Below are 8228 nucleotides of genomic sequence, written 5' to 3' on the forward strand. Positions count from 1 at the left end.
GGCCCGGGCCGCTGCACCGCAGGCCGGGCCGGGTTCCGCTGAGGAGCCGTGGCGCGCCCCGGCCCGCCCGGAGCCGGCCGCTGCGGACCGGTCCGCCGGTGCGACCTCCGATGCGACCTCCGATGCAGCCGCCGATGCGGCCGCCGATCCGGTGCTCGCCGCGGTCGTCGAGGCGGTCACCGAGGTCGGCGGGTACGAGCCCGAACGGGTGGTCCGGGCGGCCCGGTTCTACGAGGACCTCGGCTTCGACTCCGTGATGATCATGCAGCTGAAGGACCGGCTGGAGGCCCGGCTGCCGCAGGCGAGCGGCATCACCGTGCCCCGGCTGCTGCCCGCGCTGCGTACGGTGGGCACGCTGGCCGAGTTCGTCGGCGAGTGGATCAGTGTGGGAGCGACAACATGACGGACACCCCCACCACGCTCTTCCTGGCGGGCACGGGCACGGCCCTGCCCGGCCCCCCGGTGGACAACACCTCGCTGGGCAAGCTGTTCGGCATCAGCGAGGAGTGGATCGACCTCTTCGTCGGCACCCGTACCCGGCACTTCTGCTGGGACCTCGGCACCGGCACGCTCACCCACAGCCTCGCCGACCTGTGCGCCGAGGCCGCCGGGCGGGCCCTGGACACCTCCGGACTGGCCCCGGCGGACATGGACTTCCTGGTCCTGACCACGGCCACGCCGGACACCCTGCTGCCCACCACCGCCACCGTGGTCGCCGACCGCCTGGGCCTGAGCCACCTGCCGGTGTACCAGCTCCAGGCGGGCTGCTCCGGCGCCGTGCAGGCGCTGGACGTGGCCCGGGCGCTGCTCGCGGCCGGGCACCGGGCGGGCCTGGTCGTGGGCGGCGACGTCACCGACCGCTTCCTGGACGCGCAGCGCGACCCGGTCAGCCTGCCCACCGAGGAGCTGGTCAACTACGTGCTGTTCGGCGACGGGGCGGGCGCGGCCGTGGTGACGGCGGAGCCCGCCGGGGACGCCGTCGCCGTACGCGGCCTGCTCCACCGCTTCACCGGCCGGGGCCGGGCCCCCGGCCAGATCGTGGACTGGCAGGGCACGGCCCGTCAGGACCACACCCGCCGGATGCTGTTCGAGGACTACAAGGCCATCGAGGAGAACGTGCCGCTGATGGCCGCGGAGATCTTCCGGGAGCTGCTGGGCACCGCCGGCTGGACCCGCGAGGACGTCGACTACCTGCTGCCTCCCCAGCTGTCGGCACGGATGACCGCCCGGATCACCGAGCACCTCGGCGTGCCGGAGCTGACCGAGATCTCCTGCGTGGCCGAGACCGGGAACACCGGCAACGCCCTGCCGCTGATCCAGCTCGACCGGCTCGCCGCGGCGATGGACGAGGGGGAACGGGCCCTGGCCGTGGTCGTGGAGTCGAGCAAGTGGATCCGGGCGGGGCTGGCACTGGAACGCCTGGCGGAGACGGACACGGCCCGATGACCACGACCACCAAGGCCGCCGCCGGCACCGGGACCACCGCCGCGACCGGGTCGCCGACCACCACCGGGATCGCCGCCGGGAACGGGAACGGGAACGGGCCCGGGACCGCGGGCGCAACCGCTGCCGCGGCCGGGCCCGGGACCACCGCCGTGCCCGGGACAGGGAACGGGACCGCGAACGGCCCCACGACCGGGTTGCCGGGCACCTTCGGCACCGAGGCCGCCGCCGGCACCGCAGCCGCCACCCGCACCCCGGCTGCCGCCGGCACCGAGGCCACCGACCCCCTGCGGGAGCTGCGCCGGCTGCGCCGCGACGGTCTGCTCGCCGCGCAGTGGCCGCGCGTCCCGGCCCTGCTGGCCGAGCTCACCGATGCCGGGGACCGCGAACCGGAGGCCGTGGCCGGCGACCTGACGCGCGCCGGCCGGGTGCTGGCCGCGCTCGACCCGGACGAGGTGCTGACCCGCCACCCCGGCACCCCGCTGGTGACCGTGGCCGTCACCGGCCACTCCTCGACGGCCCGGCTCGGCGACCCGCTGACCGCCGAGCTCGCCCGGCACGGGCTGCTGGCCAGGACCGTCACCGGCGACCACGGGGCCTGGCTGCGCGACCTGCACGATGCGGACGGGGAACTGCGCCGCTGCCGGCCCGACCTGACCCTGTGCCTGCTCGACGCCGGCGCGGTCATGGACGCCCTGCCGGTGCCGTGGACCTGGCAGGACGTCGAGGCGGGCCTCGCCCGGCTGCTGGAGCGGCTGACCGCGGCGGCGGACGCCCACGCGGCGGACGCCGCCGGCACCCTGGTCCTCAACACCCTGGTCCTGCCGCGCACCGTCCTCCAGCAGCTGGTCGGCCGGCACGAGCGGGCGCTGCTCGGGGCGGTGTGGCGGGAGTTCAACGCCCGGCTGCTGCGGCTGACCGCCGACCGCCCGGCGCTCGCCGTCGTCGACCTCGACCCGCTCGTCGCGGAGGGCGGCCCGGCCACCGATCCGCGCCTGGCCCTCTACGCCCGCGCCGCGTACGGCGAGCAGCTGCTCGCGGCCTACGCCCGCGAGGCGGCGCACGTGCTGCGCGCCCGGCACGGGCTGACGCGCAAGTGCCTGGTGCTGGACCTGGACAACACGCTGTGGGCCGGGGTCCTCGGCGACGACGGGCCCGAGGGCATCACCGCGGCGCCCGGCACGCTCGCGGGCGAGCCGTACGCGGCGCTGCAGCGCACCGTACGGCAACTCGCCTCGCAGGGCGTGCTGCTGGCGGTCAGCAGCAAGAACGACGAGGACGCGGTGCGGCCCGTGCTGCGCGGGCATCCCGACATGCAGCTGCGCGAGGACGACTTCGCGCAGGTCCATGCCCACTGGGAGCCGAAGGACGGCAGCCTGCGCGCGATCGCCGCCGGCCTGGGCATCGCCACCGACGCACTGGTCTTCGCCGACGACTCCCCCGCCGAGCGGGCCCTGGTGCGCTCGCGGGTGCCGGAGGCCGCCGTCGTACCGCTGGGCACCGAGCCCGCGCTGCACGTCGCCCGGCTGCTGGCCGACGGCTGGTTCGACACGCCCCGGGTCACCGGCGACGACCGCGCCCGCACCGAGCGCTACCGGCAGGCGGCCGCCCGCGCCGGCCTGGAGCGCGGCAGCGGCTCGTACGAGGAGTACCTGCACGACCTGGGCGTGCGCCTGACGCTCGGGCGACCGCGGCCGCACGAGGCCGAACGGATCGCCCAGCTGTCGCTGCGCACCAACCAGTTCAACCTGACCGGCGAGCGGCTGGGCGCCGACGGCGTCCGGGCGGCCGCCGCCGACCCGGCCGGCCTGGTGCTCGCCGTCCACGTGGCGGACCGGTTCGGCGACAGCGGACTGGCCGGCGCGGTGCTCGCCCGGTACGCCGACGACGCACTCCACGTCGACAACTTCTGGCTCAGCTGCCGGGTGTTCGCCCGCGGGGTCGAGCAGGGCGTCCTCGCCGTGCTGCTCGCGCACGCCGCGGAGCGCGGACTGCCCGCGGTGGTCGGCCGGTACCGGCCGACGGCCAGGAACGGCCGGGCCGCCGGGTTCTACCCCTCGGCGGGATTCACCCCCGTGGCGGCCGCCGCCGGCGCCGACGGCGCGCTGTGCTTCCGCCACGACCTGGCCGGCCTGCCCGCCGCGCCCGCCCACCTGACGATCGACTCGGACCTCGGAGGGGACGATGAGCCTGCTCGAACGAACCGCTGACCTCCTGGGGTTCCTGGACCTGATCAGGGACGAGCTGGGCCTGGACCTGTCGGTGCAGGAGGCGGAGGCCGACCTCGACGCGCTGCCGGCCTGGGACTCGGTGCACCTGCTGCGCCTGGTCATGCTGATCGAGCAGGAGACCGGCCGCCGGATACCGGTCGCCTCGGTGCTCCAGGCCCGCAGCATCGCGCAGATCCACGCCCACGTGGTGGCCTCGGCGGGAGGCGGGCCCCGGTGAACACCTCCGCACAGGCCTCCCTCGGAGTACCGGTTGCCGTGGGCGCCACCGGAACCGACTGGGACGCGGTCCGCGCCGACCTGCGCCGCTACGGCACCGCGCTCGTGTACGGCACGCTCGCCGACTGGCGGCCCGGCGACCTCGCCCCGGACGCCCTGCGCGCGCTGCTCGGGCGGGACTGGGCGCGCTACTGCGACATCGCGCACGAAGACATCAGGGACCGGTACGCGGCGTCGCGGCGGCTGCTGAAGTCCGCGGCGGCGGCCGCGCTGCACGCCGACGCGGTGGACATGGAGCTGACGTACGGGCCGACCGGGCGCCCGTACCTGCGCGGCTGCGACCAGATCGACATCACCCTCAGCCACACCGACGACCTGCTGATGGTGGGCCTGACCACGCGGGGTCTGATCGGGGTCGACGCGGAACTGGCCGACCGGCGGATCTACAGCAAGGGCCTGGACCGGCTGATCTGCACCCCGCACGAACGGCTGGGCCTGGGCGAGCTGGCGCCCGAGGAGCGCAATCCGCGGCTGGTGCGGCTGTGGACCCTGAAGGAGGCCTACAGCAAGGCCATCGGGCAGGGCATGCAGTTCCGGTTCACCGAGTTCGGCTTCGGCCCGGACGGCAGGCCGCTCCAGGTCAACCGGCCGGACGGGACGCCCGGGGCGGGCGCCGAGTGGGCGTTCGCCACGTACTACCTCGACGTCGGCGACACCGAGTTCTGCGTGAGCGCGGCCGTGTACGACGCCGGGCTCGGCCGCACCTTCGACACCGGGATCACCACGATGCTCGACGCCGAGGCGGCCGAGGCCCTGGCGCTGGCCCTGGCCGCCGCCGCGAACTGACCCGGGGCGCGCCCTCCCGTGCGCACCCCGGGTGGTCAGTGGTCCGGGGCGACCCCGGTGGTCCGGGGCGCCCTCAGTGGTCCTCGACGACCGTCGTGGTGGCCTCCAGGACGGTCCGCCCGGCCTGGGCGAGGGTGAGCGTGAGCGAGGCCGTACGCCGTCCCTCCGCGTCCCGGCCCGGCCGGCCCGCCACGGCGGCGCAGCGCATCGGCAGATCGGCCTCGGCGTACCCGCGGACGTGCACCTGGAGCGCGGCCAGCGTGCTGCGCCCGGCGGCCATGCCGTGGCCGCGGCCCACGGCGAGCAGCGAGGTCTGCCGCAGGGCCTCCAGCAGCGCGAGGGCGGGCACGTGCCCGTCCCCGTCCCCGCCGCACCGGCCGGCCGGCCAGTGCGGCGGCACGTGGACGGCGGCCGACAGCCGGCCGTGCGCCAGCGCGGACGGGGCGTGCAGCAGGACGTTGCGCGGGTCCCCGCGCCCCACCTCGCCGGCGTCGACGGGATCGTGCGCGAACTCGTACGCGGACTCGTGCGCGGACTCGTAGGCGGACCCACGGACCTGCTCGCGGGCGGGCTCGCGGACCGGCATCCGGGTGGACCCGGCGGCCGGATGGGGCCGGCCGCCGGGTCCGCGGACCGCGTCGAGCGCGGCCCGCCGACTGTGGGTGCGGTGGTTGCGGTGCACCATCGGGGCGAGGAAGACCAGGTTCGCGCTGCCGGTGCCGCAGGGCACCTCGTCGATCTCCAGCGCGGTACGGAACTCCAGCGCGCGCGGCACTCCGTCGACGACCTTGTCGGGACGCACACGCATCACGGTCGTCAGCCGCCCGGGGCCGGCGGCGCCGGCCCGTACCCGCCAGGGCGCCAGGTCGGTGACGTCGATGCCGACCCGGTAGAAGATCCCGCTCCGCTCGGCGGGCACGCCGAACCGGTCACGCCCGATGAACTCGCCGACCTCGCGGAGCATCTCCGCGGCCGCCTGCATGTCGTGGAAGTGCCGCGGCCCGTCGTTGAGCAGCGGGTGCCCGGTGGGCAGCTCACCGGTCAGCACGAACTCCTCGGCGGCCGGCGGGGCCGCCGCCGGGCCGGTGTGCTCCCACGGCTGGGGCCGGTGCACCAGGTGCCGTGCGGCCCCGGTCGTCGTGTGCTCCCTGGTGACGACGGCAGTGTCCATGGCTGCGCCTCCCTCCGGCCCCACCCCGTGCTGAGGCCGCGGGTTCCAGGCTGCCGAACACCCCGTGGCACGAACCAGCCACCGGGCTTGGCAAGTTGTTGCCCGTCAGCTAGTACGCGGCAGAGCGGCCGCCGCCCCTTCGCCCGGCGCGGCCCCGGCGGGGGCGAAGTCGGCGCCGAGGAGCCCGTACAGCGCGACGTTGACGCCGGTCTGGAACCGGCTGGTGGACTCCATCTCCTCCATGATCCGGGCGATGTGGCGGCGGCAGGTGCGCACGGACATGCCGAGCCGGCGGGCCACCATCTCGTCCTTGTGGCCCTGCGCCATGAGCCGGATGATCGACCGCTTGAGGTCGTCGGCGATGTCGGCGGTCTCGGGCGTCCCGGGCACGAACGGGGCGGCGCCGGCCCACTGGTGCTCGTAGACCTTGCACAGGAAGGCGACGAGCCCGGGCTCGCGCACCACGATGGCGCCGGGCCGCCGCCCCTCCACCTGCTGCTCCGGCAGGAAGGCGACCTCCCGGTCGTAGATGAACATCCGGTCGACGACCTCGTCGGTGGTGCGCACCTCGGCGCCCTCGGCGACGATGTTGCGGACGTAGTCGCAGGCCGTGACGTCACTGCGGATGGTGTGCTGGTACAGGTGGCGGATGCCGACGCCGCGGCGCAGCCTCGTCAGCGCGTTGGCCTCGGCCTTCTTCATGTCGACGTTGCTGCGGTTGCCGCCCGGCTGCACGGTGAGCAGTTCGCTGCGGCACCGCGCGCCCCACTCGTCCAGCATGGACTGGAGCACGCCGACGTCGGTGATCACGTCGAAGGCCTCGGCCTGGTTGCGCCGGCGCCGGGTCTCGAAGTACGCCGGGAGCAGGCCCAGCATCTGACTCTTGACGTCGGCGACCGACTGCTGGAGGTCGCGGATCTCGTTCTCCACCGGGCCGACCAGGTCGGCCGCGGCAGCGTCCGGACTCACCGGCACCAACACCTCGGGCGTACCCGGCATCGGGCGCAGCAGACGCATCGTCATCAGCGTCTCCTCGGCCCGGATCACCTCCGGCTCCCCCATGTCCAGCGCCGCGGCGATCTCCGCGCGGACGAAACGGCCGAGTAGGACGGCTCGCTGATAGGCGGACGCGCTGGTGTCGTCCAGCCGTCCGAACTCAGCGTCTCCGAGGGATCTCCCCGACACCCTGTAGTCACCCCCATGTACTGACAGGACTTCCTGCCAGGCAACTTTACGCCAGGCACTTTCTCTTGGTAGGGGCCGTACCGGCTGGCCAGGATGGTTCTCGCAACGAGGCAACCGCACTTGCACACACGGGGGTATAGAAACGTGAACAGCCTGGCCATGCGAAAGACTGCCGCCGGTCTCCTTCTGGCCTTCGGCCTTCTGGCCGCCTCTACCACTGGCGCGCAGGCGTCCGAGCCCGCCGCCGTCGTCGGGCTCCCGACCCCGTCGATCGAGATCACCGTGTGGGAGTTCGGCCTGACCATCGGCGACGGTCCGGTGGACGACCAGTGGGGATGAGCCCGCTTTAGCCCTGCTCAAGCAGATACGGGAGAGACTGGGGGAACCGGACGCCGGATCCCCCGCCGGCCCAGCCCGGCACCACTGGCCCCGCCCCTCGGAAGGGACGTTCCGAGGGGCGGGGCCGATGGCGTAAACGGGCGGCAAAAAGACCGGAATCAGGTTGCGGGGACCTCTCCGAACCGCTATTGGCGACTGCTCAGGCCGACAATGTGTGCCACCTGAGTCCGGGAATTCATGCCCAGTTTCTTGAAAATCCGGCTCATATAGGTCTCCACCGTCTTCACACTGATGTCGAGCCGTACGGCTATCTGCTGATTGGTATGTCCCGCCCCCACAAGGGCAGTAATGTCCCGCTCCCGCTCGCTCAGCAGCGTCAGCCGGCCCGCGTCCGGGTACCCGGCGGCGTGCGCGTCGACGTCGCGCCCCGCCTCCCGCGCGGCCGCCGCCAGCGCCCCGGACCGCGTGTGCTCGGCCAGGTCCGCCGCCAGCCGGATCCGCTCCCGCGCGCCGTCCGGGTCACCCGCCGCGAGCCGCGTCCGGGCCACCCCGAGGGCGAGCAGCCCCATCAGATGGGCCTGCCCGCAGGCCAGTGCCACCCGGTAGCCCCGCTCCAGCAGCCGCTCGGCCCGGTCCGGTTCGCCGATCGCGGTCAGCGCCGCCCCCAGCCAGCGCAGCGCCTCCAGGAACTCCGCGAGCCGTACGTCGTCCACGCCGGCCAGCAGCCGCTCGGCCTCGGCCGCGGCCTCCGACGCGGGCCCGGCCTCGCCGGCCGCCGCCTCCGCCGCGGCCAGCAG

The 8228-nt window shown here is 74.7% G+C and carries 9 protein-coding genes; 6 read left to right on the top strand and 3 right to left on the bottom strand.

Annotated features, from left to right (window positions below; all coding sequences use genetic code 11):
* The 5 genes from GPJ59_RS29960 to GPJ59_RS38705 all read left to right on the top strand — a co-directional run.
* Positions 1-403 (top strand): acyl carrier protein (locus GPJ59_RS29960; RefSeq protein WP_219671052.1); only part of this gene is annotated, 403 nt, incomplete at its 5' end.
* Positions 400-1446 (top strand): 3-oxoacyl-ACP synthase III family protein, encoded by a 1047-nt coding sequence (locus tag GPJ59_RS29965; protein WP_219671053.1) that lies wholly within the window; start codon positions 400-402, stop codon positions 1444-1446. The genes GPJ59_RS29960 and GPJ59_RS29965, both read left to right, overlap by 4 nt.
* Positions 1443-3653, top strand: a complete 2211-nt coding sequence (locus tag GPJ59_RS29970) for an HAD-IIIC family phosphatase (RefSeq protein WP_219671054.1) — start codon at positions 1443-1445, stop codon at positions 3651-3653. The genes GPJ59_RS29965 and GPJ59_RS29970 overlap by 4 nt, the downstream gene beginning before the upstream one ends.
* Complete coding sequence (locus tag GPJ59_RS29975) at positions 3628-3891, top strand: acyl carrier protein (protein ID WP_219671055.1); 264 nt, start codon at positions 3628-3630, stop codon at positions 3889-3891. Before GPJ59_RS29970 ends, GPJ59_RS29975 begins: the two co-directional genes overlap by 26 nt.
* A complete protein-coding gene (locus tag GPJ59_RS38705) occupies positions 3888-4736 on the top strand; it encodes a 4'-phosphopantetheinyl transferase family protein (RefSeq protein ID WP_308120562.1) in 849 nt (282 codons plus the stop codon). The genes GPJ59_RS29975 and GPJ59_RS38705 overlap by 4 nt, the downstream gene beginning before the upstream one ends.
* Before the next feature lie 73 nt (positions 4737-4809).
* Here the strand turns inward: GPJ59_RS38705 and GPJ59_RS29985 are convergent, their stop codons facing one another.
* Together GPJ59_RS29985 and GPJ59_RS29990 are read right to left on the bottom strand one after the other, a co-directional pair.
* On the bottom strand, positions 4810-5907 hold the full coding sequence (locus GPJ59_RS29985) for an AfsA-related hotdog domain-containing protein (RefSeq protein WP_219671056.1): 1098 nt from the start codon (positions 5905-5907) through the stop codon (positions 4810-4812).
* 105 nt (positions 5908-6012) lie between these two features.
* Positions 6013-7092, bottom strand: coding sequence for a helix-turn-helix transcriptional regulator (locus GPJ59_RS29990; RefSeq protein WP_308120563.1), 1080 nt, complete (start codon positions 7090-7092; stop codon positions 6013-6015).
* 159 nt (positions 7093-7251) lie between these two features.
* On the opposite strand from GPJ59_RS29990, the gene GPJ59_RS29995 reads away from it, so the two are divergent.
* Positions 7252-7431, top strand: a complete 180-nt coding sequence (locus GPJ59_RS29995; RefSeq protein ID WP_219671057.1) for a hypothetical protein — start codon at positions 7252-7254, stop codon at positions 7429-7431.
* Positions 7432-7616: 185 nt separating this feature from the next.
* Here GPJ59_RS29995 and GPJ59_RS37955 read toward each other — a convergent pair.
* Positions 7617-8228 (bottom strand): helix-turn-helix transcriptional regulator (locus tag GPJ59_RS37955; RefSeq protein WP_258025128.1); only part of this gene is annotated, 612 nt, incomplete at its 5' end.

Source organism: Streptomyces bambusae, from assembly GCF_019400985.1.
Lineage (GTDB): Bacteria > Actinomycetota > Actinomycetes > Streptomycetales > Streptomycetaceae > Streptomyces > Streptomyces bambusae_A.